This is a genomic window from Xanthomarina maritima (assembly GCF_008084905.1).
GTDB classification, from domain to species: Bacteria; Bacteroidota; Bacteroidia; order Flavobacteriales; family Flavobacteriaceae; genus Xanthomarina; species Xanthomarina maritima.
Window position 1 is genome coordinate 15129 of record NZ_VSFC01000029.1, and the last position, 26923, is coordinate 42051.

Genomic DNA, 26923 nt, shown 5'->3' on the forward strand with positions numbered 1-26923 from the left:
AAGGATTGCTTTATTATTTTAATGCATAAAAAAAGCAGCCATTACAGCTGCTTTTTTCTGAAAAAAACTACTCATTTTTGAGTATGTAATAAATATCCAAAACTAATATGTTAATCACTCATATTAATTATTATTAAGATATCTATTTTTTATAATCCATGGGCTGTTTTAATATAAGCCCATGGATATTAAATTGCTATTAATATATTCAAAGCTTTTATAGCTTATCTTTTAACCACTTTAATAGTTTTTTGAGCACCATCAATAGTTACTGTAACAAAGTACACACCATCTTTTAATCCATCCATGTCAATTGTAGATTTTATGCTATTTGGATTAACCATTAGCACTTGTTGTCCAACAATATTGTAAACACTTACCTTGGAAATGGTATTCTTAGCCTCAACTGTTAATGTATTAACAACTGGGTTTGGATAATATTTAAAAGTTTCGAAAATAGTAGACTCGATACTTAATGATGGGTCTGGATACACCATTAAATCGAATGCACTAGCTTGAGTTCTAGATCCATGTATTGCAATTAAATAAGTTGTACCAGCAACTACTTCTGCAGTTTTAAGACCAGAATTGTAGCAGTAAAATCCACTAACATAATTACCAGAAGTTAACAAACAGTCGTCTGTATTATAAACTGTAAAGCTAGGATAACCAGTAGTTTGTGTTAAATTGAAATTATATAATCCTGTATAAGTAGGCGTAAAACTATACCAGATGGTTCTATTGTTAGATGAACAAGATTCAGATGAAGGGTATGAATTATCTAGAGTGCCAGAAATAGCATTGTTACCATTAGAGTCTATAGATTCTAACAAAATAGTTGGATTAGAACATTCGTCATTACTTACAGCAGGAGGTAATTGCCAAACACATAAATTAAATTCAAAACCTGGACTTGTACTATTAGAACGAACCATAACATAATAGCTTTCCCCACTATTTAATTGGTGAGTTTGTACACCTGTTGAACAATATGAACTAACTGCTGTTAGAGCACCACAAGTTCCACTGTATATAGAAAAACTAGGGCTTGCAGGAGCAGATGTTGTTACCGAAAATGAATAGTAAGCCATTTCAGTAGGTGTAAATATATACCATACATCCTTATATTGGTTAGTTGGAGTGTTACACGTATTTTCGGCAGATGGGGTAGCGCCTAAAGTTGTACCTGTCGCTTGATTGTCACACTGGTCATCTGTAGATAAAGTTAATATGGTTGCATTACTACACTCATCATTTGAAGGAGCTGCTGGAGGTGTTTTTAAACAAACATCAAAGTTTTGTGCGTATTCACCAGTAATGTTAGTTTTGTTTCTTAAATAATAAGTATTACCATCCGTTAAATTAACTAATTCAGCATATTGTCCAGTAAAACAAGCCAAACTAGTTAAAGTACCACAAGATCCTTCATATAATTCAGTAGATTGAAATATTCCACCTGTACCTATAGCTTCAGTTACATTCAAGTATTCTAAAATCATTGAAGATCCATCAGCTACAAAACTAAACCATACATCATTAGTATTTCCATTACATGAAGCAGGATCTGACATAGATTCTGTGGCTCCTGCATTAGTTGCAGATGTAACTAGCGTACAAGTATCATCTGTATTAACAGAAAGTGAAATGGCATTAGCACACTCATCATTTGAAGGAGGGCAATAGAAATATATTGATTCAGTATACGAGCAAGAGTTATCTTGATCGTTAGTTATTGAAACGGTAATAGTTTCACCACTTTGATATGGACCAATATTAACAAGACCTAAAGCATTAATAGCTGTAGAACTTGTACCATCTGTTAATGTTAAAGTTGTTGCAGAACCTAAAGAAGTTACATCAACATCAATTGAGAACATACCTGTGCCACAATCTGGAACATTTGTTAATGTAAAAGTTGGGTTGATACACGAATTTTGAGTTATAATTAAATCATACGTATAAGTGGTAGATGTACCTCCAGCACTTAAAACTAAAAAATAAGTATTACCAGCATATAATACGGCATCGTATATTCCTAAACCAGCAGAAGTATTCCATTCTCCATCAAAGCCAATACACTCTTTATCTGTGTCTGTAGGACAACCTTTCATTAGGTGCATACCTACGTTATTATTATTAATATTTACCAAATCTATATTTATAGACATGTCTGCGGCAGGAGTTATTTCATAAAAGACATCGTTTGATGTGATATAAGATGTGTTATTGGCACCACAACTTCCAGTATTAACATTGTTTTCGTAATTTGCAGTGTTGCCTCCAGCTACAAGATAAGGAAATGAACTTACTACATGAGGTCTACTACAAGCAGCACCTTCTATTGGTTCTACACGAGTTGTAAAACTTTTTTCAATGCAACCCATGGCATCACCATAACTATTATAAGGCACAATATTTACAAAATATTCAGTTTCATATAATAATCCTAATCCATTTAAGGAATAAGTGGTACCAGTTGTAGTATCTTCATTTACAATATCTGTACCTCCCGAAGTTGTACCTACAGATACTTTATATCCAGTTGGTATTCCTGTTGCTGGTTGCCATGTTAATTCAACATTTGTATCTGCAGTAGATGAACCATCAGTAGGGTTCAATAATACAAGATCACAATTAGGAACCGTAGTTGCTACCTGAGTAATAGAAATATTATCTACTTTTACCATAAGTGCAAAACCGTTAACATTTACAGAAGTTGCAACAAAACGAGCCTGGAAATCGCTTCCAGCTACTAGAGCACCAGCATTTACTGTAGGAACTGTCATACATGTTGTAGTGCCAACATAGGTAAAATTAGAATCGTCTATTGTAACAGCGTTAGTCCATGTTGTACCTCCATCTGTAGTATATTCTACTACTAAACTCCCCCAGTTTGATGCAGGAGGACTATAAGTTCTAGGAGGAAACTGACTGTCTTGTTCAAAGACATTTATACTAAAGCTAATAGATAAGTCTGTTGCATTTGTAACAGCTGTGTAGTTTGGTGTCGTTAAAGTTGAGGTTCCTGTTCCTGCAATAACAGCCGTAGTACTTAACCCTGTATTGCCACAAGCAAATTCTGACGATGCAGTAAAGGCATAAAGCGCACTTTCTGTCCAACCATTAGGTAATTGATATTGTGATCCGGAGTCGAAGTTTTCAACAATCTCTACTTGGGAGAAGGCCGTAATGCTTAAGAGCATCATTAATAAAAAGGTAATTTTTCTCATTGTTTTAGTTTTAAAATAATTATTTGTTAAGTTTTAAAGAATGATTTTTAGAGATGCAAAACATGAATGGAAGCATTTTTGAAATATCATTCAAAGTTGAAATGTATGAATAGAAATACTATAAATAAAGAGGATGTCTTTTGTATTTCCCGAAATTTGAAAGTAAAAAATGATAAATAATCAACTGTAAAACAGGTGTTTGTAAATTTATGTGATTATTTTTTAGAATAGTTAAATACAAAGTTTAAAAAGGGTGTAATTTGAAAGAATTTGATATTTAACCTTAATCTTTAGTAAAAAAAAGAAGTTAGAAAAACAAGAAATTTCAACTAATATCATTTATAAAAGTGCTAGTATTTTTATTTATTTTTTAAGAGATACTAGTCTGGATAATTTATAGGATATCAAGAAAAAATGATGACATATTATAGTGATAAAAATGTCATTAAGTTCAGAATTTTAACGTTTGTAAGTTTCTTACATACGCAACAAATAATCTGCAGCTGCAAAAGGTGTAGTTTTATTGTCTTCAATAAGTTGCAACTGTTTATCTAAAGCCAGTTTCATCTCTTTATTATTAAAGAAATTAGATTTTAAATGATCTTCAATTGTTTGGATTAGCCAAAACTTGTTCTGCTCATTACGTTTTTTTTGAAAATAAGTATTATTTGAAGTCCTTTGGATATAGTCTTGAATTTGTTCCCAAATAGCTTCGATCCCTTCATTTTTTATAGCACTACACAATAAAACTTTTGGTTGCCATTCAGAAGATTTTTTAGGATATAAATGTAAGGCTCTGTTAAATTCTACTTTAGCTATTTTGGCAGCTTTTAAATTATTTCCATCGGCTTTATTAATGGCAATCAGGTCTGCCATTTCTACAATCCCTCGTTTTATTCCTTGTAATTCATCTCCAGCTCCAGCAAGTTTAAGTAACAAAAAGAAATCAACCATACTATGAACAGCCGTTTCACTTTGTCCTACACCAACCGTTTCAATAATAATGCTATCAAAACCAGCAGCTTCACATAAAATAATAGTTTCTCTAGTCTTTCTGGCTACACCACCAAGAGAGTCTCCAGAAGCCGAAGGTCTTATAAACGCATTGGTGTCTTTAACGAGGTCTTCCATTCTTGTTTTATCCCCTAAAATACTGCCTTTGGTTAAGGAACTACTAGGATCGACAGCTAGTACTGCTACTTTTTTGCCTATACTAGTTAAATGGGTTCCAAAAGCTTCTATAAAGGTGCTTTTACCAACTCCTGGAACTCCAGTAATACCAATTCGAATGGATTTATTAGCATGAGGCAAGCAACCCATAATAATAGCATGAGCTTTTTCAAAATGTTGAGGGTTTTTACTTTCTATAATGGTAATGGCTCGACTTAAAGCCGTCATATCGCCTTTCAATATATCAGAAATTAAATCTTTAGCAGAAGGCTGTTGATGACGTATAGATTTTAATTTTTTAATAGACGAAGTGTTGACACTATCAGGTTCAGGAATACCGTCTTTTTCATTTAATGCTGTTGTTTTATCTTTTGCCACGAAGTTATTTTTATTTTAAAGGAACAACTACTTTTGTATCATCCCAAGCCATGGTTAAAGATAAGTTATCTGTTGAATTATCAAAACCAATTGTAAATTGCTCAACTGTTGTATCTAATTTTTGAACAGGAACTTCAATATCTATAACGTCAAATTCTGGTTCTCTCATAGGTTTCATTTCCATGTCAACTCCCCAAGAATATTGTTTTTGGTTGAACATAACGTGCCATGTAGAATCGTTTGGAATCGTCCATAAGGTGTATTTTCCAGCTGGAAGTGAATCATTCCCAACCTTTAAAGCAATATTGGTTTCAAAAGTTGTGGCTTCATTAGCTCCTGTTCTCCAAACTTCATTGTATGGAACTAAAGCACCAAATATCTCACGATTGCGTTTAAATGGTCTGTTATAAAACACTTTCAATTCAACATCGTCAACAACAAAACTGACATTTTTTTTAGGACTTAAGGGTTTTTTAAATAAGCCATCATTTAAAATAGAGTACACAAAAACACCAATAGCTACAAGTACTAAAAGTCCAATAATCCATTTTAAAAATCTATTCATAGGTACTAATTTTTAAGAGATAAAGATACTTTAAAAGATATATCATGTAAAAGTGAAACGCAAATTTCTTTTCAAATATTTTCGATATCTTCAAAAATATTTTTCATTTTTTGCAACAACCCATTTTTTTGTTCGTCTTTAAAGTGAACTAATCCAAAAACCAAAAGAAAAGCATGTTTCAGAGTGATATCATTGAAAAATGCAAACAAAACAATCGTCAGGCACAAATGCAGTTATACAACCAGTACTGCCATGGAATGTATATTGTGGCAAAACGATTTGTGAAACACGATGCAGAAGCAGAAGATATAGTACAGGATGCTTTTATTAAAGCATTTTCTAAACTGCATCAATTTCAAGCTGAAGTAACTTTTGGAGCTTGGTTAAAACGTATTGTAATCAACACCAGTTTAGATGCTTTAAAATCTAAGAGCCAACCTATGGTTGAGTTAGAAGATGTGCACTTAAAAGTAGTCGACACAAGGGATGAGGACAAATGGTTAGTAGACGATAAGGTAACAATAGACGACGTTAAAGAAGCTATTAGCAGCCTGTCAGAAAAATATAGATATGTCCTCATGCTTTATTTAATGGAAGGCTACGACCATCAGGAAATTTCAGACATTCTAAATATTTCTGAAGTAGCTTCTAGAACACAACTTTACAGAGGTAAATTACAATTGCAGGAACTATTAAAACTTAGAAAAAATGGCACAAGATATTAGAGATTTATTTAAAAAAGACAATGAAAACTTTAGAGAAAAAATGTCTGAAGGACATGATTTACGTTTTCTAAATAAATTAGATAAAAAACTACCAGAGCATGGCAAACCTTCTTGGTCTTGGTTGCAAATAGCAGCTAGTTTGGTGTTGCTGTTGGGCTTTAGTTTTGGGGTATATAAATATTTTGAAAAGCCTATGGAAGTCCAAGTAGCAGATACTCCAATAGAATTTGAAGAGATACCAACAAAATCCTTAAGAGACATATCGCCAGATTTAAAAAAGGTAGAAGATTACTATTTGGCAAACATCAATTTAGAATTGTCTAAAGTAAAATTAACTCCAGATAATAAAGAACTTATCAATGGGTATATGAGTCAGTTAGAGGCTTTAAATAAAGAATACAAACGTATCTCTTTAGAACTAACTAATTCAGGACCAAACGAGTTAACAGTTAATGCATTAATTACCAATTTAAAGTTTCGTTTAAACCTAATGTATCGCTTAAAAGAACAATTGCAAACCTTGCAAACAACAGATTCAATCAATAAACGAACAAACGTATAAAACAATCATAAAATGAAACACATAATAATTACAGGATTATTTTTTCTTAGTACTTTAAGTCTTTGGGCTCAAGAAAAATTAGATAAAATCTCACAATCCATAAGGGTTACAGATCAAGTAACTTTGAACTTAAATACCAATTATACCAATATTGAAATAGATACTTGGAATAAAGACATTATAGAGATAGAAGCCTATGTAGAAAGCAGGTCTTTAAGTAAAGAAGAGCTTAAGAAATATTTGGATGCCTGGAAAATTCAAGTGGAAGGATCAAATAACTTGGTGTCTATCACTTCAGGAACAGACAATCAATCTTGGGCAAATAACAACAATTTGTTCGATGAACAATCTTTTAATGCTTTACAAGATTTAGAATTTGAATTGGCAAATATGCCTATAGTGGATAATCTTTTAGAGTCTTTACATTTGGAAGACATGCCAAAAATGCCAAAAATGCCAAAATTACCTGAATTACCGGAAGGCATGCATAATTCAGATTTTGATTTTGAAAAATTCAAAAAAGAAGGTGATGCCTATATGGAAAGGTGGAGTAGAGAGTATAGTGAAACCTATGGGGAAGTCTATGCAAAGCAAATGGAAGCTTGGGCAAAAGAAGTTGAATCTAGTGAAGAAATGAAAGAATTTCAAAAGCGTATAGAAGTTTGGGGAGAAAAATTCGGAAAGGAATTTGGCGAAAAATTTGGTAAAGACATGGAAGCTTGGGGTGAACAATTTGGAAAGCAGATGGAATCCTGGGGTGATAATTTTGGAAAGCAAATGGAAGAGCAAGCCAAATTAATAGAAGAGCAACATAAAGTAAAAGAAGAAATGCAACGAGGATTATTTGAATCTCCTTCTGAATTAAAGAATCAAAAAGTAAATAAAACCATAAAGATTAAAATGCCAAAAGGTGCCAAACTAAAAGTGAATGTGCGTTATGGCGAATTGAAAATGGCTTCTTTAATACAGAATTTAAAAGCAAATGTATCACATACCACTTTAATAGCAAACAGCATTGATGGAAGCCAGACTTCCATCAATGCATCATATTCACCTGTAACTATTTCTAATTGGTTGATGGGAGAATTAAAATTAAACTATGTAGAAAAAGCACATATAAGTACTGTAAATAGATTGGTTTTAAATGCCAATTCATCCAATGTAAATATTGGAACCTTGCAAGGGAATGCTATTATAGATGGTAGTTTTGGAGACTTAATTATAGAAAATATTACTAACTCCTTTAATAATTTAAATATCGTACTTGAAAATAGTAAAGCTCGATTAAGCCTTCCAAATGTTGATTATAATTTACAGTATAAAGGGAAGTACTCTAATTTGAAGCATCCTACCAAAACATCTAATGAGGTCAATACATCCTTCTCATCAGGTAATTTATCAAGCAACAAAACCATTGTTGTAAATGCTAAGTACAGTCAGGTAGAATTACATTAATATTACCATTTGATGTAGTAGTAAAATCTAATACCTTATTATTTATTTACTATAATCTTGTAAGTTGCCTGCTCACCTAAGGTTGAAGTTAGGGTCATTAAATACAAGCCATTTATTAATTTATTTGAAACATCTAGACTTAAGCCATTGTCAGATAATATAACCTCTTTATCTTCAAACACTAATTTTCCTTCAAGAGTATAAAAACTAATTCCACTTAACTCTGTCATAATCGAGGTTTTTATGTGTAAAACACCTTTTACTGGATTTGGATAGATGCTAAATATATCACTAAAAGACCTATATTCAACAGCTAATGTTTCTAATAGGATATTATTAGCAGTTCCTAAAATATTTTGTCCTAATGTATTTGTAACTCCTGTTCCATTTGGATTTCCATTTTCAAATAAATCATGTGTAATCATAACTCCTTCACTAACACTTATTACTTCAAAAGAAACTGTAAACACAGTGGTTGTTCCAGTAATATCAGAAAAAGCTCCAGCTGCATATCTAATAATTCCCGGAGTGGAGGTATCATTTGCTAATGGAACATTTAGTACGCTGTTATTAGGTGTCAAACTATTAATTTGAATAATGGCCGGATTATAATTTAGATATATTTGAACACCTCTATAAGCTGTTGTACCAGCTACAGCTTCAATGGTATAATTGAAAGTTTGGCCAATAGATAAAGGAGGGGTTTCATCTACTGAAGCTACTAAATTGATATTTTGAGCCATTCCAAGTGTACTTCCTAAAACAAAGGTTGAAAGTATAAGTACTTTTGAAATGTGTGTGAGTATATGTTTCATCATCATTATTATTTAATCGTTTTGTGTTTCTCCATTTAAACTAAAATTCCCAGATAATAGACCAAAATCAAAAATATTTATGTTTTGATTATGGTCAAAGTCTGCTGAAGGATCAAATCCTATATCACCAGAATTTAGTCCAAAAGTACCCGATAAGATACCAAAATCGAATATATTAATTGTATTGTCGTTATTAACATCTCCAGCTAAAAGCTCTGTGATAGTTTCAGAAGCATTTGAAGTTAAATTAACTGTTAAAACGCGTTGTAAATACATAGGATGTTTGACTAGAATTTTATACTGACTTTGACTAACTGTCGTACTTAAAGTTATTTGACCAGCATTATTACTGGTTTCGGTTAAGCTATATGCAGGCGTAAGTAAATCATTTACATCGTATAAAATCACGGAGTAAGCTCCACTATAATCTGAACGTCCTTGCAAACTAACTTGCAAATCTATTGTGAATTCTGGTATGATAACACTTACTGTTTGCATGCAAGATAAAGAGGTGTTTTCAGAAACATCAGTAACAGTCCATGTAATGGTTGTATCTCCTAAAGGATAGGGGTCATTTAGTTCTAAAGCGTCAGATCGAACAGCATTATAAGTTAAAGTAGTTGCGCAATTATCTGTTGCTGTAGGATTTAAAATAGATACAATGGTTTCGGTTGTTCCAACAGAAACATGTTCGATGATATCTATAGGGCAGGTTAAAATTGGAGCTTCATTATCGTTTAAAACGGTCCATTGAAAGCTTGTTTCAACATCTAAACTCCCTGGTTTTGATAAGGTAACGGTTACTTGGTAAACACCATCATTATTTGGCCCACCAGAAATAGCAGTTTCATCAATACTACCAAAAATTAATCCATTGGTTGGTTCAATATCTATGCCAAGAGGTTGCCCACTTATGGCATAAACTAAATTGTCATTTGGGTTACCACCAGAGCCTACTGCAGAAAAATCAGATATTTCAAATTCACAATCTGTTCTATTTGCAATGGGTTCAATTATTAATTCTGGATATTGAAGACCTAATATTTCAATGGCATTTACCATTGGGTTTTGTATAAATTGAAAAAATTCTATTTCTAAATTTCCATCTGTAACGGTGACATTATTTTGAATCATTCCAGCAATGCGATGTCCAAATTCTGCTGAAGCATCTAGTTTTTCAATGCGTCTTTCGTTTTCAATATTAACACTAAAAATGCGTTGACCAGGTAATCTAGTTCCATTATATAGGTTAGCAAAATACATATTAACAATATAATCGCCATTTGGTACAGGGATGGTATATATCATTGGATATTCAAAATTATTACTATTACCGTTTTGACTACGCATTACTTCATAATATTCTAATGGTGTTAGGTAGTCTGGAATAGACTCGTCTTCCAAGGCTGAAAGTCCTACAATAACATAAGGCGAACCTGCAGACACACTGTAGAAAGAGCCGCTAGCCGTTGTGTTGTCTTCCCAGTCTGGACCACCATCAGAGGCCGTGATTGTTGGTCCACCTGCATTAATTCTTACTATAGGTTTATAAATATCCGTTAGCTGTCCAGTTAAACTTATTAGGTTTAAGGGTGAATTATTTCCTGAATGAATGATTTCTAAATTAGCTTCTTTAATTCCTATCTGGTTGTCAGAATCAAAATCTATAGCTAAATCATAGCTATCTCCTGGTCCTATGCTTATTGGAAAAATAGCTTCGGTCGAGAAAAGAGAGGCATTAATTCCTGTAAAATTAGCTGCAGTTACTTCTATTGAACTATCTGTAGGGCCACCTTCATTAGATAATCTAATATATTTTCTACGAATATTATTTTGTACTGGAGTTAATCCAAAATCTAAATGTGTACTTTGTGTATTTAGGATGCCATCTTGATTTTCAGTTACTTCTATAAAATCCCAGGTTGCTGAAAATGTATCAGTTCCACTAGCTGTTCTTCCAGTAGAAATAAGTGAAATAGCTAGCCCTTTATTATCAGAATCATCTAAAAAACTAAGAGGTAAAATAATAGGAGCCCCTAATAAGTTTAATGTCATCCCATCATCTATAGAATAAAATGGCTGTGCTGTATTGGTTGCTGGATCTATGGATGCATATAGGTCTAACGAACTCGAGTTTAAAATATTTGGTATATCATATTTAGTATCACTAATAACAACACCATCTTGTTCGAGTAACACTTGTAAGCCATAAATAGCATCTTGATTACTAATCCCATTCATGATTACTATTTTTAAATAATTATCCTGATCTCCATTTCCAAAGCTAATGCCATAAGACTGGAAATCTACTGGTGTTTGCTGAGCACCACTAGATCCAAAATAAGGAGATTCTATTTTCGAATGTATGGTAAAGGGATTAGAATTGCTATCAACTTGAACGCCAAATTGAAATCCGTAATCCTGAGTATTTAAATTCCCTAATGCATCACCACCAGAGACTTCATCGACGGTTGCTTTTCCGGCAGCACCGCCAAAAGACATATTATCTATGTCAAATTGAGTTAAATAATCTGTAGATCCATTTGGATCAATCATTAATCCCGTAAACCCTAAACCAAACATACCAGTACCTGGATTATTATTCCAAAACGGATAATCAATTGGTAGGTTGGTAGTTGTCCCATTATCAGAATCTAATGCAAAGGCGTCAAAAACATCTAAAATACCATCATTATCATCATCTGTATCATTTAAATCGGAAATATTATCTTGATCATTATCGGTTGGCTTGCTGCTTTGCGAACAAATATTAGTGCCATTATCAATTTCATCTTGATTGCTATACCCATCCCCATCATTATCAGCATTGGCATCATATCCAATGTCTCCAGGAAGTAAACAATTGATATCAGTAGGCTCAAAAATGGTTATATTATTAGACCCATAGGTAGCAGCCCAAACGGTTCCAGGAAATATATCTAAATCTCCTTGAGCAGTGACATCTAATGGAATACTTCCAAAGCCATTAAAAGTTGTTTCGCTGGATACAACAGCATCGCCAGAAGTATTTAGAATATATCTATTTATATCTCCACTAAATGAAGCGGTTAAAATATTGCCTTGCATGACACCATTAAAATTAGAAGCTGTATATTCTGTTATTCCATTTGTAGAAGAGTTTACAACAGCTAAAATATTATTTTTTGTACTTGCAATTGGTTCATCTAATAAGTATTCACCTAGCCTTGGTTGCTCTGGGAAATCATCCATAGAAAAAGAGGCATGAAAATAACCTGAAACTCCAATTAAAAGGTCTTCTAGATCATGAGATTCTATAAGAGACCAAGTAGAACCTGTATCTTCATAAACTTTTACTTGTGCTTTTGAAGGAAAGGCTAAGATGGGATTTGGATGTCCTCCATAATAGGTTCCGTTTGTATCAGTAGTAAGGCCTATATAGTGTAATGGGTCTCCATGTAAGTTACTTCCATTTTCATTAAATTCATTTGTTATGTAATGGTTTGCAGGATCGTAAGTTATGGTACTTTCATCTCCTAAGAAGAGATCTGTAGCTTTGTCATAAATCTTAGGGAAACCACCCCAAAGCCCATTAGGGCCATTATCTGAGCTATAAATTTTCCCTCCTTCTGTAACTACAACATCATAAGCATTTCTATATCCTGGAGAAAATATTTGAATTGGTCCACCTGTTTCTGGAAAAGCTTGGTTTAAACTATTATTCCCTCCAAAAGGGTCTCCTATATCAATAGTGGCATGATACAAAGGGTGTGATGCCTCATAAGGGAATTCTGGATGTGTATTGTCAATATCTGCTCTTGAAGGGTCATTCAATGTTGGTAAATCATATACAAATGTTGTACCAGATCTTAAATCTGTATGGACAGGCATGCTTTCTAATTGTGTTAAATTTACAATTAGTATGGATGCTGAAAGAAAATATTCAGGTGTTCCTGCAAAGTTATTACTAGGAGCACCTTTATTTGTTTGTCCTCCTTGTGCTACTAGAAGGTAAGTTATACCATCTCTTTCAAACATATCTAAACCATTAATGGCATGATTTTCTTCACATCTAGGTAATCCACGAATTAAATCTAGTTTATCCCAACTGCTTCCATTCCAAGTAAGTTTAGAAAGCATACTAGAATTTGTATCTAAATTAGAGTCACTTCCAGAGCCTCCACCACCAATCAAATAATCTGAAGAGGTTACATAAAGAATAGGGAATTCAGCCGTGCCTGCTGTCATAATTCCTGTAATTAGACGTTGTTGACTCATATTTAGAGAGCCATCGTCAAAATGATTTGGGATACCTTGTCTTATGGCTGTTATTTGTTCGGATGCGATTACTGTGTAAACACCATCACCCATTGGTGAAAGATCACGCTCTATGGTGTATGCCCAGATAACACCATTTTGTTGAGAAACATATAAGCGTCCGTCGGGACCAAATTCTAATGAGGTAGGATTTGCTACAGTTTCATTTATTAAACCTGAAGAACCAAAACTAATAGTTTGAGAATGTAGTGTAATAGGTAGGGTTAATAAACAAAAAAGTGCAAAATAGACCCATGCATTTTTAATTTTTATTATAGACGATAAAGGCATAATTTTAAATTTTCGGTGTTTTGCTATTAATCGAAAAATTAACATTCAATTTAGGAGGAAGAATCTATGGTGAAATTAATAATTTTTTCTAAAAAGAATGACTTTTAAAATGACTTTTCGTTAAAATGAAAATATATCGGTTATGGAGGTGAATGCATAAAAAAAAGCCAAGCAAAGCTTGACTTTTTTTATATTTTTAAACAAGATTTAATCTTCAATCAACACCCAATCTCCTTTAGAAATTAGAGGCTCTGCTTGTTTGTATTTAAGGGTTTTATTTTCACCACTCATGACATGTTTGATGGTAACCTTATCGTTTCTACCAATTTTCGGTTTGTCTCGAACAATGGTTTCAACAACCTCTTGATGACGTTGCGTATTTCCAGCAGCTCTATTTTGAGCAGAACGCTCGTCAAGATTCGGAATTTCGTCTTTTTGTGTTTTTAATTTTTCCTTTTTTCTAGTTTGTCTGGCTTCTTGAATAGCACCTGTTTCTTGGGTAGGAAGTTCTCCTTTAAATAAAAAGGATATCACGTCTTTATTCACATGGTCAATCATGTTTTTAAACAACTCGAAAGCTTCAAACTTATAGATTAACAACGGGTCTTTTTGTTCGTGAACAGCCAACTGAACCGATTGTTTTAACTCATCCATTTTACGTAAATGAGTTTTCCATGCATCATCTATAATGGCTAATGCAATATTCTTTTCAAAATCAGTAATTAACTGTTTTCCTTCAGTTTCATAAGCTTTTTCAAGATCTGTTACTACCTGAATGGTTTTAACACCATCTGTAAAGGGAACAACAATACGTTTAAATTTATCACGCTGATTTTCATAAACATTTTTTATAACTGGAAAAGCTATTTCAGCATTTCTAGTCATTTTATCTCTATAATGTTTAAAAGCTTCTTTATATACTTTTGATGCAATATCTTGAACAGATAATTTACCAAACTCATCAGCTGTAATAGGAGAACTCATAGAGAAATAACGAATTAATTCAAATTCAAAATTCTTATAATCGTTTGCTGCTTTGTTTGTTTCTGATATCCCTTCAGAGGTATCGTAAATCATATTCGCTAAATCCACACGTAAACGTTCACCAAATAAGGCATGGTGACGACGTTTGTATACCACTTCTCGTTGCGAATTCATCACATCATCATACTCTAACAATCTTTTACGAATCCCAAAGTTATTTTCTTCAACCTTTTTCTGTGCACGTTCAATAGATTTTGAAATCATGGAATGCTGAATCACTTCCCCTTCTTTCAAGCCCATTCTGTCCATCATTTTGGCAATTCGTTCGCTACCAAATAAACGCATTAAATTGTCTTCAAGAGACACATAGAATTGAGAGCTTCCTGGATCTCCTTGACGTCCAGCACGACCACGTAACTGTCTGTCTACACGTCTGGAATCGTGACGTTCTGTCCCAACAATAGCAAGTCCTCCAGCAGCTTTTACCGCGTCACTTAATTTAATATCTGTTCCACGACCAGCCATATTGGTAGCAATGGTAACCTGTCCAGAATTTCCAGCCTCTGCAACTATCTCTGCTTCTTTTTTGTGTTGTTTCGCATTTAATACATTGTGAGATATTTTTCTAATACTAAGCATTTTACCAAGTAACTCAGAAATCTCAACAGAAGTTGTACCAATTAAAACAGGTCTTCCTGCTTGCGATAAATTTGTTACTTCATCAATAACCGCATTGTATTTTTCACGTTTAGTTTTATAAACCAAATCGTCTCTATCATCACGTGCAATAGGTCTGTTGGTTGGAATTTCAACCACATCTAATTTGTAGATTTCCCAGAACTCTCCAGCCTCCGTTACAGCAGTACCTGTCATACCAGACAGTTTACGGTACATTCTAAAGTAATTTTGAAGGGTTACGGTTGCAAAGGTTTGGGTGGCATCTTCAATTTTTACATTTTCTTTGGCTTCAATGGCTTGGTGTAGTCCATCGCTATAACGACGCCCATCCATAATACGACCTGTTTGCTCATCCACAATCATAACCTTGTTTTCCATCACCACATACTGAATGTCTTTTTCGAATAAGGCGTAGGCTTTCAGCAATTGATTTAAAGTATGAATACGTTCAGACTTCACGCCAAAATCTCTGAATAAATCTTCTTTTAAGTTGGCTTCTTCTTCAGAAGATAAATTTTGTGCTTCAATTTTAGCAATTTCCACACCAATTTCTGGCATCACAAAGAAATCTGGATGGTCTTTCCCAGATAAATAATCAATTCCTTTATCTGAAAGTTCTATCTGATTGTTTTTCTCTTCAATCACATAGTACAACTCGGCATCTACCTTAGGCATCTCTCTGTTGTTATCTGCCATGTATTGATTCTCGGTTTTCTGAAGTAGTTGTTTGATACCTTCTTCACTTAAAAACTTAATAAGTGCCTTGTTTTTAGGCATTCCTCTATAAACACGAAGCAATTGAAAACCACCTTCTTTCGTGTCGCCTTCGGTAATTAATTTTTTAGCTTCGGCTAACACGCCAGTTAAATATTTACGTTGTACAGCAACAATATCTTCAACCTTTGGTTTTAATTCGTTAAACTCATGTCTGTCTCCTTGTGGGATGGGTCCAGAGATAATTAATGGCGTACGTGCATCATCCACCAATACAGAATCGACCTCATCGACTATGGCATAATGGTGTGGACGCTGTACCAAATCGTCTGGCGAATGTGCCATATTATCACGTAAATAATCAAAACCAAATTCGTTATTGGTTCCATAGGTAATGTCTGCTAAATAGGCTTTTTTACGAGCAGCAGAATTTGGTTGATGGTAATCGATACAATCGATACTCAATCCATGGAATTGAAAAATAGGGGCCATCCAAGCGCTATCACGTTTGGCAAGGTAGTCGTTTACGGTTACTAGGTGAACACCTTTGCCTGCTAAAGCATTTAGATATACCGGCAAGGTTGCTACTAAAGTTTTTCCTTCCCCAGTTTGCATTTCTGCTATTTTACCTTGATGCATGGCTATACCACCAATAAGTTGTACATCGTAATGTACCATATCCCAAGTAATGGCTTTCCCAGCAGCATCCCAAGAGTTAGACCAAATGGCTTGATCGTTATCTAAAGTGATATAATCTTTTTCGCCAGAAAGTTCTCTGTCGTAAGTACTCGCAGTAACTGTTATTTCGGAGTTGTTTACAAATCGTTTAGCAGTTTCTTTAACCACAGCAAAAGCTTCAGGTAGAATATCATTTAAAACCCCTTCTGTCACTTCGTAAATGCTGTCTTTTATGCTGTCTATTTCCTGATAAATTTCTTCACGCTGATCGATGTCTTCCGTAGCTTCAGCTTTTATAAGTAGGGCATCAATTTGTTCGTTATGAGGTTTTCTTGCTGCTTCAATCTGAGCTTTGAAGATATCTGTTTTAGCTCTTAATTCATCGTGAGAAAGTGCTTCTAAGGCAGCTTCAAACGTTTTAATTTTATCTACTATAGGCATGATAGCCTTAACGTCTTGTTTGGATTTATCGCCAACAAATATTTTTAGTACAGAATCTAAAAAAGTCATGTGTTATTAGTTTAAGTGGTATCAGCTGCATGCTGATAAATATATCTAGTGTATCTTTTAAGTTTTGCAACTCACAAAGTTACGGTTTGTTATTAAGTTTCCCGAAAATTTAGGCATAAAAAAAGCCTCTAAACGAGACTTTTTATGTTTTTTACTTATTAGTATTCATCCTCATTCCAGAGGTAATCTTCGTCTGTTGGATAATCAGGCCAAATTTCTTGGATTGATTCATATTGGTCTCCCTCGTCCTCAATAGACTGAAGATTTTCAACTACTTCCAATGGTGCTCCAGTTCTAATTGAATAATCAATTAATTCATCTTTAGTTGCTGGCCAAGGTGCATCACTTAAATAAGATGCTAATTCTAATGTCCAATACATTTTTAATTGTTTTTAATTTTCTGCAAAAATAAATTTTTAGTTTATATATACAAGAAAAAAAGCAATTAATTGTTCATCAATAAAAAGAACGTATTTTCTCACTGTTTTTAAAGGTTTAAAAAACCTATTTCTTTTCAGTGATTTAAATTTAACAAACGCATTAATGTTTTTCGGGAATCCATTTAATCTCGTCTGCTTCTAAGTCTGAAGACAACTTTCGTGCCAAGACAAAAAGGTAGTCAGATAGACGGTTTAAATACATCAGGGTATTTGGGTCTATGGGTTCTAAGTCGTTTAAAGCAGCTGCTAAACGTTCGGCTCTACGGCAAACACAACGTGCTATGTGACAGAATGACACCGTTTGGTGCCCACCAGGAAGAATAAAGTTTGTCATAGGAGGGAGGCTATCATTCATAAGGTCCATTTCTTGTTCCAGACGCTCAATATTTTCATTTGATATTTTAGGGATGTTTAAGCGTTCTTTTCCACTTTTTAAAAGGGCTTTGTCTGGATCGGTAGCCAAAATGGCTCCAACCGTAAAAAGTCGATCTTGAATATGTATTAACACATTTTTATAATGTGGGTCTATGTTTTGATCTTTTACAAGACCTATATGTGCATTCAATTCATCGACAGTGCCATAACTTTCAATGCGAATATGGTGCTTAGGAACTCGAGTACCTCCAAATAAGGCTGTGGTTCCTTTGTCTCCCGTTTTGGTGTAGATTTTCATGTGATAAAGTTAAAAGTAAAAAGTGAAAAGGCAAAAGGTTATAAGTTAAAAGTGTCAAGTTTGGTAGTAATAGATGTTTCATAAAAGATTCTTGGTAATTGGCTCTTGGTTCATTATTTAAAGTAAATTAACAAACACCAAACACCAAACACCAACTTGCCGTCATTGCGAGGACAGCGGACGAAGCAATCTCATGAATGGGAAGCCGTATTAAACAGATTGCCACGCTTCGCTCGCAATGACATTGTGTAGTTTGTTGATCGAGGTATTACAATCTAATCACAAAATCCTCCTTTACCTGTTCTTTCCTAAAAAACACAAAGCCCCAAAAAAATGTATCAATAGTTACAGAAACTTTAGGATGTTTCTTGATTGTTTCCCAGGCCTCTGTCATGCCTTTAGACCAGTAAATATCATCAAAAATAAAAAGGGTGTTGTTATGAGTTTTAGGCAACAACTTATCAAAATAGGTTAAGGTTGCTTCTTTGTTGTGATTGCCATCAAAGAAAACCAAATCGAATGACTCCTGTTCAAGTGTATCAATATGCAGATCAAAATCTCCTACAAGTAGATTTAAATTCTGGGTATTTTCTAAATGTAACTTGGCTGTATTTGAAATATTTGGGCAACCTTCAATGGAAGTGATTGTTGCAGTCGGATTTCCTAACTGTAAGGCATGAGTTGCAATACCTAAGGATGTTCCTAATTCAAGAACCTGTTGAAATTGAAAATAGCTTGCAAGTCTATATAATAGTTTTGCTCTTTTTAAGGTAGTCCCAGAATGTTTTGCGATAGATTTAATGGTTCTTAAATTGGTGGAAGCAACTTTAGAACCTGAACCTAAGTCTGTTATTTGAAGGGTTTGATGGTTTTTAAGCAAGCTGTTTCTGTAGGTTTTTAAATGGGTGTAATCTAAATGTTTTGTTCTATCGTAAAAGCAATTAGTCACCAAATCATACACAAAAGGCGAGTGAACACCATGTTGGTTGGTGGACTTTAATAGGAATTGTATGTATTGTTTTTGTTGGTAAATCATATTTAAACTAGTAACTTCATAGTATAAAATTTGATGTCATTGCGAGGAGTGACGATAGGAATGACGTGGCAATCTGTTACTTGTTTGCGAAAGCATCAAGAGATTGCCACGCTTCGCTCGCAATGACATCTTTTTTTCATACTACCACTAACTCCTGCAAACTATGTCACTCCTCCAGCTTCGCACTCAATTCAAACCAACGCATTTCTTTGTCGTCTATCTCATCCAAAATGCTTTGGAGTTTATTAGATAAGTCTTGTATTTGTTCAGGACTAAGGTTTTCGTCATGAAATTTTTCTTCCAAGGCTTTTTTGTCGAATTCTAAAGCGCTTAACTTACTTTCAATATTCTTATATTCTTTTTGTTCATTATAAGATAGCTTGTTATTACTATCTTTTTTCCATTCCTTTTTATCTTTTTTAGAATCGCTATTCGAAGCTTCTTGTGGCAGACTGTTTTCATAGGTTCTAAAATCGCTGTAATTTCCTGGAAAATCTTCTATAACTCCTTGACCGCGAAATACAAATAAATGATCTACCACCTTATCCATAAAATATCGGTCGTGAGACACCACAATCAGGCAGCCAGGAAAGTCTAGTAAAAAACTTTCCAAGACATTTAGAGTCACAATATCTAAATCGTTGGTAGGCTCATCCAGAATTAAAAAGTTAGGATTTTGTATTAAAACGGTGCATAAATAGAGGCGTTTGCGTTCGCCACCACTTAGTTTTTCAACAAAATCGTATTGTTTTTTCCTATCAAATAAAAAGCGTTCTAGTAATTGTTGCGCACTTATTTGTCTGCCTTTTTTTAATGGAATATAATCGCCAAACTCCTTAATAACATCAATTACTTTTTGATCTTCTTTTACCTGAATCCCTGTTTGTGTATAATACCCAAACTTAACCGTCTCCCCTAGAATCACTTTTCCAGAATCTGGTGGTTGGGTATGTGTTAATAGATTTAAAAAGGTCGATTTTCCAGTCCCATTTTTCCCAATTATACCTAAGCGTTCGCCTTTTTTAAAGGTGTACTCAAAGTTGTCTAATATGGTTTTGTCTTTATAAGCTTTAGATACTTTATGGAGTTCCAAGATTTTACTCCCTAAGCGTTCCATATTAAGTTCTAACTGAATCTCATGGTCGTTTCTTCGTTGTTGCGCTTTGTGCTTGATGTCGTGAAAATCGTCAATTCTTGATTTCGATTTGGTGGTTCTGGCTTTAGGTTGCTTGCGCATCCAGTCCAGTTCTTTTTTAAAGAGTTGTTTGGTTTTTCCAAGTTCTATGGCTTCATTTTCTATTCTGGCTTCTCTTTTTTCTAGGTAATAAGAATAGTTGCCTTTATAACTATATAATTGACCTTGGTCCAGTTCAATAATTTCATTGCACACACGTTCCAGAAAATACCTATCGTGTGTCACCATAAACAAGGTCATTTGCTCTTTAGCAAAAAAGTCTTCCAGCCATTCAATCATTTCTAAGTCTAAATGGTTGGTAGGTTCGTCTAAAACTAAGAGGTCTGGTTTTTGAAGTAGTGCTATGGCTAAAGCCAGTCTTTTTTTTTGTCCTCCGGAAAGTGTGCTAACTTTCTGACTTAAGTTGTCTAGTTTTAACTGAAACAGAATTTGTTTGTATTGGGTTTCAAAATCCCAAGCTTGGTGACTATCCATTTGCTCAAAAGCTTTCTGGTACGCTTCTGTATCCTCAGGGCGTTCTAAGGCTTTTTCATAGGCTTTTATAACATCCAAAATGGGGTTCTTGGTATCGAAAATGGCGTCTTCTACACTCAAGGTATTATTCAATTGTGGGTCTTGAGATAAAAAAGCAACCTGAATGTCTTTTCTGTATATAATGTTCCCGGAATCTGGGCTGTCTTTCCCAGAAAGCATGTTTAAAATAGAAGTTTTTCCAGTGCCATTTTTAGCCACAAAGGCTATTTTTTGATCTTTATGGATACTAAATGACAGGTCTTTAAAAAGAGTTAATTCTCCATAAGACTTGGATATATTTTCAACGGTTAGAAAGTTCAAGAGGACTGTATTTTTTTACAAATAAACGACTAAAAACCAAAATTAACTACATTAGTTTTGATATTCCTATTGAAAAGGTATATTTGTGTTTAAACTATAACTGTCCTCATGAAGAAGCCCTTCGTTTTTATATATCTACTAATAAGTATAGGTTTTATGTCCTGCATTCCAAACAAGGAACTGGTCTATTTGCAAAACATGGAAACGGCTATGGATACCACGCAAGTGATTACAGAAAGCCAAAAGCCCTATCGCATCCAGATTAACGATATTCTAAATATTCGTGTCAAGGCATTAGATCAGGAAAATGTACAGATCTTTAACCCGGTTGGAGAAGAAAATTTTGGAGCCGATGGGGAAGAGCGCGCGTATTTCGATGGCTTTACAGTCGATTTACATGGGAATATTCGTATTCCCGTTTTAGGGGAAATCAATGTTTTAGGCTATACCACAGAAGAGATTGAGCAACTCCTGGAAAAAAAATTATTAGAAGAAGAGTTTAAAGAAACCGCTAATATTTTTGTCTCCGTAAAGCTAACAGGGATCCGTTATACGGTTAATGGAGAAGTTGGAAGTACTGGAACGCAAACCCTATACCAAGCAAGAGTCAATGTGTTTGAGGCTCTGGCCAATGCTGGTGATATTTCAATGACTGGAAATAGAAAAGATGTGCTTATTATTAGGCAATACCCTCAAGGGCAGCAAATTCACCATGTCAATTTGCTGGATGCTAAGGTTATGCAATCCCCATATTACTACATCCAGCCCAATGATATTATTTACGTAAAACCTTTAAAGCAGAAATCCTGGGGAACTGGTGAAACAGGGATGCAAACAATTGCAACCATTATTACCGCCTTGTCTTTAGTGACTACCACGCTTTTATTAATTGATAGAATATAGACCATGTCCACGCAGGAAAATTTTGATATAGATTCTAGTGAATCAAAACATGTGAGTTTCGATTTCAGAGGCTTTTTGTTTAAAGCCTTGAATTTATGGAAACTGGTATTGTTATGTATTGGTTCAGCTTTAATCATTGCCTATTTAATTAATGTTAGAAAACCAAACATTTATAAATTAAATTCATTAATCTCTGTAGAGAACGACCAGAATCCGTTTTTTACAGCCAATACCAGTATTTCTTTTAACTGGGGTGGGGTTTCTGGCAAAATGGGAAAGACCATCACGACACTTCAAACTAGGACGCATAATGAAAAGGTAGTGGATTCTTTGCAGTACTACATGGAATATTTGGTTGAAGGTAAATATCAAAAAGTGGATATCTACAAACAAGCACCCTTTGAAGTCAAACTTGATTTTACTAAACCACAGGTGCTTGGTCAATTCATAGGGATTCGTTTTCTTACAGAAACTAGTTTTGAGCTATTTACACAATTTGAAAGTGAAAAGGGAACAGGACAGCGCTATGATACCAAAGAAAAACTTCCAGTTATGTTGCCTTTGGGATCTGTTAAAAACACCTTTCAAATAGGTGAACAAATAAACTTACCTTTTTTTAATGGGACCATAGAACTAAGGTCTGAAAGACTTGTTAATCCCAATTCAGAGTTTTATATTTTATTTAAAAATTTTGACAGTGTTGTTTATACCTACCAAAAAGGTATTGCAGTAGCACCTTTTAATAGAAATTCAGCGTCTGTACTTGTGTTAGCGCTTACAGGAAACAATAAACAAAAAATAGTAGATTTTTTAAATACTACAGCTGTTATTTTAAGTCGTACAGAGTTGGAACGTAAAAATCAATATGCCTCTAATACCATTAAATTCATCGATAGCAGTTTGGCAGCAGTAAATGTCAGCTTAAAAGACGTGGCTCAAGAAATGAATGATTTCCGAAAAAAAAACAAAGTATTTGATGTAGGAGCAGAGATGTCTGATGTGTCATCCAAATTAAAAGAATTTGAGCTTCAAAAAGAAACCGAAGAGGCCAAACTAAATTATTTAAATTCTTTAGAAACATATTTAAGAACGAAGACGGATTATACCAAAATTGCAGCCCCTACTTCAGTAGGGATAAGTGAAGGAAACATTTTGACTAGCGTGGGTAAAATAACAGGCTTGGCCATTGAGCGTCAAAGTTTGGAATATACAACCCGTGAAGGGTCAGATATTTTTAAAGATATTGACAGACGCATCGATGCTGAAAAAAATGTGCTTTTAGAAACCATTCAGGCGACTAAAAGTACCATTAACATTCAGTTAAATACGTTAAATAGAAATATAGCCCTATTAGAAAGCAAATTAAGTGGCTTGCCTGAAGATCAGCAGGAGTATTTAAAAATCCAGCGAAAACTGGATATCAGTCAGGAAGCCTATAATGTCTATATGGATAAAAGGAGTGAGGCAGCCATTGTGAAAGCAGCCAATATTTCAGATATTTCTATTATTGATGAGGCCAAAGATATAGGAGGAGGCCTGATAGGTCCTAACAAGTCCTTAAATTACATGATGGCATTGATGATAGGTTTTTTTACTCCCATGTTTTTAATCTTTGTAATCTTTTTATTAGACAATACCATTCATGGCTCCGATGAAATTGAACGCTTATCAAGCATCCCTATCATTGGTTTGATTGGTAAATACCGGTATCATAACAATTTGGTGGTATTTGAAAAACCGAAGTCAGCAGTAGCAGAATCTTTTCGTTCCATTCGTTCTAGTTTACAATTTATTTTAAACAAACAACCCAAAGAAGGGGGTAGAACCATCATGATTACTTCTTCAGTTTCAGGAGAAGGGAAAACCTTTTGCTCTATTAACATTGCTACAGTTTATGCTTTAAGCGGGAAGAAAACCATTCTATTAGGGCTAGATTTACGGAAGCCAAAAATCTTTGACGATTTTGGCTTAAAAAATGATAACGGCATTGTCAATTATTTTATTGGAGAGAAGTCTTTTGAAGAAGTTAATAATCAGACCCATATTGAAAATTTAGATGTGGTTCCTGCAGGGCCTATCCCTCCAAATCCATCCGAATTATTAATGGGGGACAAGCTAAAATCGCTTATTGATAAGCTGCGATTAGAATACGACATCATTATTTTAGACACCCCACCATTGGGATTGGTAACCGATGCTTTAGAATTAGTAAAGTATGCCGATACATCTATTTTTATGGTACGATTAGATTTTACTAAAAAAGGCATGTTGCAATTAATTAATGCCAAGTTTAAAGCAGGAGAGATTAAGAACATTCATATTGTACTTAATTTTTATAAGCATAAAACCAATCATAATTATGGCTATGGCTATGGCTATGGTTATGGTTATGGCTATGGCGTTTATGGAAATGCCTATCATGAGTCTGATAATAAAGGCATATTTAAGAAAGTGAAAGCGTTTTTAAAGCGGATATAGGTTTTCAGTTGTGTGTTGTCAGTTGTGAGTTGTGTGATGAGCGTGTTTGATATTTCGAGAATATGGATCCGAATTTCCTAAACTCTTAAAATCATTGCCAATAATACAAGAAGCTATTAATTAATTATATTTAAGTAAGAATGAATTCAAATAAAATTACCATTGTTGGTTTAGGCTATGTAGGATTGCCCTTAGCAGTTGAATTTGCCAAAAAATACCCAGTGGTTGGTTTTGATATCAATACCAAACGTATCACGGAACTCCATTCAGGAAAAGACCGTACCTTAGAAGTAGAAGATGCCCATTTAAAAAAGGTGCTTGTTACTGAAAACAGTTCTAAAAATGGGCTGTATGTTACCAATCAACTGGAAGCTTTAAAAGATTCTAACATCTATATCATTACGGTTCCAACACCTACCGACGACTTAAATAAACCCATTTTCACTCCTTTAATCAAAGCCAGTGAGTGTATTGGCTCTGTGTTAAAAAAAGGAGATATTGTTATCTACGAATCTACAGTCTATCCTGGAGTGACCGAAGATATTTGTGTGCCTATTCTGGAATCAGTTTCTGGGCTCACTTTTAATACAGATTTCTTTGCAGGCTATTCCCCTGAACGTATCAATCCGGGAGATAAAAAACATACGGTTACTAAAATTTTAAAAGTTACTTCTGGATCTACCCCTGAAATAGCAACGGTTGTCGACGAATTATATAAATCAATAATTACTGCAGGAACTCATAAAGCCCCTTCTATTAAAGTAGCAGAAGCAGCCAAAGTTATTGAAAATTCACAGCGTGATATCAATATTGCTTTTGTTAACGAGCTTTCTAAAATCTTCAGATTGTTAGACATCGATACCAAAGCCGTATTGGAAGCTGCTGGAACCAAATGGAATTTCATCAATTTTACACCTGGCTTAGTTGGAGGACATTGTATAGGTGTTGACCCTTATTATTTAGCACAAAAAGCCATAGAATCTGGTTACAATCCAGAGATTATTTTGGCAGGAAGAAAGATGAATGATAGTATGGGATCTTATGTGGCTACAGAAACGGTAAAAATGATGATTAAAAAAGGAGCGACTATCAAAGGCGCTAAGGTATTGGTCTTAGGCATCACCTTTAAAGAAAACTGTCCGGACATTCGTAACTCTAGAGTCATAGATATCATTAAGGAATTTGAAAGCTATGATGTGGAGGTAGATGTGTTTGATCCCTGGGCGTCTTCTGAAGAGGTGAAGGAAGAATATGGTTTTGATTTGCTTTGTAATAAAACCGAAATAAGTTCTAATTATGATGCCGTTGTTTTGGCTGTGAGCCATAAAGAGTTTCTTAAAATAAATTTACAGAAGTTAAAATCTCCCATTGGAGTTATTTTCGATGTCAAGTCTTTATTACCGAAGCATACGGTGGACGGGAGGTTGTAATTTACTGTCATTGCGAGGAGTGACATAGGAACGACGCGGCAATCTGTTTAATAAAACCTCGAACACCTTTAAAGAGAATACCACGCTATGCTCGCTATGACAACAAGCGTTATGAAACCAGGGTTTGTTTACATACTCACGAATAAGAATAACACCACTTTATATGTGGGTGTTACTTCTAATATTGTGTTACGTGTGAGACAACATAAAGAAAAACATATGCTTAAAGCGTTTACTGCAAAGTACAATTTAGAAAAGCTAGTATATTATGAAGCTTTTCAAATGATAGGAGATGCTATTGGAAGAGAAAAGCAATTAAAAGCTGGGAGTAGATCAAAAAAAGTAGCCTTAATAAATAGCAACAATCCGGAATGGCTTGACTTGTATGAAGAGGTAAAGAGGGCGTTTGGAGGATTCGATTATGGTGATGAGGAAGAGTGAGTAAAAAATAAAACATAAACGCGTCATTACGTACCTTCACTTATCGTCATTGCGAGGTTACACGAAAGGAAGCACTGCTTTCTTGAGGGTACGTAGCGAAGCTAGCGGACGTGGCAAATGTAGAACATTCAAGAACACTTTGTTATAAAAATAATAACGCGTGAGTAATCTCATGAAGGCTTAGAGGGTTTTTCTTAAGGATACTCTTATTAGTACTCGCAGTATTGGCTGACTCGAAGTAACGGACTATATAATATACAGATTACCACGTCGTTCCTTCGTCTCTCCTCGCAATGACGTTAAAAAAAAGTGCTCGCAATGACAATAATAAATAATATATAAGTATATAATCATGTACCAAAACCCATATCACAATCAAGAATTATCGAAACTAAATTTTCTAGTAACAGGAGGAGCTGGGTTCAACCCATGAAATGATGAC

Annotated in this window: 17 protein-coding genes; 7 read left to right on the top strand and 10 right to left on the bottom strand. The window is 34.3% G+C overall.

Annotation, left to right across the window (positions count from 1 at the left end):
* Positions 1 to 224: 224 nt before the first annotated feature.
* The 3 genes from FVF61_RS05635 to FVF61_RS05645 form a co-directional block, all read right to left on the bottom strand.
* Positions 225 to 3230, bottom strand: coding sequence for a T9SS type A sorting domain-containing protein (locus tag FVF61_RS05635; protein ID WP_148454241.1), 3006 nt, complete (start codon positions 3228 to 3230; stop codon positions 225 to 227).
* Between the two features lie 477 nt (positions 3231 to 3707).
* Entirely contained in the window at positions 3708 to 4778 is a 1071-nt protein-coding gene (gene meaB, locus FVF61_RS05640; RefSeq protein WP_148454243.1) for a methylmalonyl Co-A mutase-associated GTPase MeaB, read from the bottom strand.
* A gap of 10 nt (positions 4779 to 4788) precedes the next feature.
* Complete coding sequence (locus tag FVF61_RS05645) at positions 4789 to 5343, bottom strand: DUF2911 domain-containing protein (RefSeq protein WP_148454245.1); 555 nt, start codon at positions 5341 to 5343, stop codon at positions 4789 to 4791.
* Positions 5344 to 5516: 173 nt separating this feature from the next.
* Between FVF61_RS05645 and FVF61_RS05650 the strand changes: the two genes are divergently transcribed.
* The 3 genes from FVF61_RS05650 to FVF61_RS05660 are packed head-to-tail and all read left to right on the top strand — an operon-like array spanning position 5517 to position 8085.
* Positions 5517 to 6068: an RNA polymerase sigma factor gene (locus tag FVF61_RS05650; protein ID WP_148454247.1), complete on the top strand. Its 552-nt coding sequence runs from the start codon at positions 5517 to 5519 to the stop codon at positions 6066 to 6068.
* On the top strand, positions 6052 to 6630 hold the full coding sequence (locus FVF61_RS05655) for a hypothetical protein (protein WP_148454249.1): 579 nt from the start codon (positions 6052 to 6054) through the stop codon (positions 6628 to 6630). Before FVF61_RS05650 ends, FVF61_RS05655 begins: the two co-directional genes overlap by 17 nt.
* A gap of 12 nt (positions 6631 to 6642) precedes the next feature.
* A complete protein-coding gene (locus tag FVF61_RS05660) occupies positions 6643 to 8085 on the top strand; it encodes a hypothetical protein (protein WP_148454251.1) in 1443 nt (480 codons plus the stop codon).
* Positions 8086 to 8123: 38 nt separating this feature from the next.
* Here the strand turns inward: FVF61_RS05660 and FVF61_RS05665 are convergent, their stop codons facing one another.
* The 7 genes from FVF61_RS05665 to FVF61_RS05695 form a co-directional block, all read right to left on the bottom strand.
* Positions 8124 to 8900, bottom strand: a complete 777-nt coding sequence (locus FVF61_RS05665; RefSeq protein WP_158635182.1) for a T9SS type A sorting domain-containing protein — start codon at positions 8898 to 8900, stop codon at positions 8124 to 8126.
* A 12-nt stretch (positions 8901 to 8912) separates the two neighbouring features.
* Positions 8913 to 13487, bottom strand: a complete 4575-nt coding sequence (locus FVF61_RS05670; protein WP_158635183.1) for a malectin domain-containing carbohydrate-binding protein — start codon at positions 13485 to 13487, stop codon at positions 8913 to 8915.
* A 207-nt stretch (positions 13488 to 13694) separates the two neighbouring features.
* Entirely contained in the window at positions 13695 to 17051 is a 3357-nt protein-coding gene (gene secA / locus FVF61_RS05675) for a preprotein translocase subunit SecA (RefSeq protein WP_148454257.1), read from the bottom strand.
* Positions 17052 to 17209: 158 nt separating this feature from the next.
* The gene (locus tag FVF61_RS05680) at positions 17210 to 17431 is read right to left on the bottom strand and encodes a DUF2795 domain-containing protein (RefSeq protein WP_007648604.1); all 222 of its coding nucleotides are present in this window, start codon (positions 17429 to 17431) and stop codon (positions 17210 to 17212) included.
* A gap of 160 nt (positions 17432 to 17591) precedes the next feature.
* On the bottom strand, positions 17592 to 18164 hold the full coding sequence (locus tag FVF61_RS05685; RefSeq protein ID WP_148454259.1) for a cob(I)yrinic acid a,c-diamide adenosyltransferase: 573 nt from the start codon (positions 18162 to 18164) through the stop codon (positions 17592 to 17594).
* 268 nt (positions 18165 to 18432) lie between these two features.
* Complete coding sequence (locus FVF61_RS05690) at positions 18433 to 19200, bottom strand: O-methyltransferase (protein WP_148454261.1); 768 nt, start codon at positions 19198 to 19200, stop codon at positions 18433 to 18435.
* Between the two features lie 166 nt (positions 19201 to 19366).
* Positions 19367 to 21229: an ABC-F family ATP-binding cassette domain-containing protein gene (locus FVF61_RS05695; RefSeq protein ID WP_148454263.1), complete on the bottom strand. Its 1863-nt coding sequence runs from the start codon at positions 21227 to 21229 to the stop codon at positions 19367 to 19369.
* A gap of 108 nt (positions 21230 to 21337) precedes the next feature.
* Between FVF61_RS05695 and FVF61_RS05700 the strand changes: the two genes are divergently transcribed.
* The 4 genes from FVF61_RS05700 to FVF61_RS05715 all read left to right on the top strand — a co-directional run bounded on the left by FVF61_RS05700 (position 21338) and on the right by FVF61_RS05715 (position 26481).
* Positions 21338 to 22132, top strand: coding sequence for a polysaccharide biosynthesis/export family protein (locus FVF61_RS05700; RefSeq protein ID WP_199757275.1), 795 nt, complete (start codon positions 21338 to 21340; stop codon positions 22130 to 22132).
* Positions 22133 to 22135: 3 nt separating this feature from the next.
* On the top strand, positions 22136 to 24610 hold the full coding sequence (locus FVF61_RS05705; RefSeq protein WP_148454264.1) for an exopolysaccharide transport family protein: 2475 nt from the start codon (positions 22136 to 22138) through the stop codon (positions 24608 to 24610).
* 140 nt (positions 24611 to 24750) lie between these two features.
* The gene (locus FVF61_RS05710) at positions 24751 to 26040 is read left to right on the top strand and encodes a nucleotide sugar dehydrogenase (protein WP_148454266.1); all 1290 of its coding nucleotides are present in this window, start codon (positions 24751 to 24753) and stop codon (positions 26038 to 26040) included.
* A 96-nt stretch (positions 26041 to 26136) separates the two neighbouring features.
* On the top strand, positions 26137 to 26481 hold the full coding sequence (locus FVF61_RS05715) for a GIY-YIG nuclease family protein (protein ID WP_317131659.1): 345 nt from the start codon (positions 26137 to 26139) through the stop codon (positions 26479 to 26481).
* The last annotated feature ends 442 nt before the right edge of the window (positions 26482 to 26923 follow it).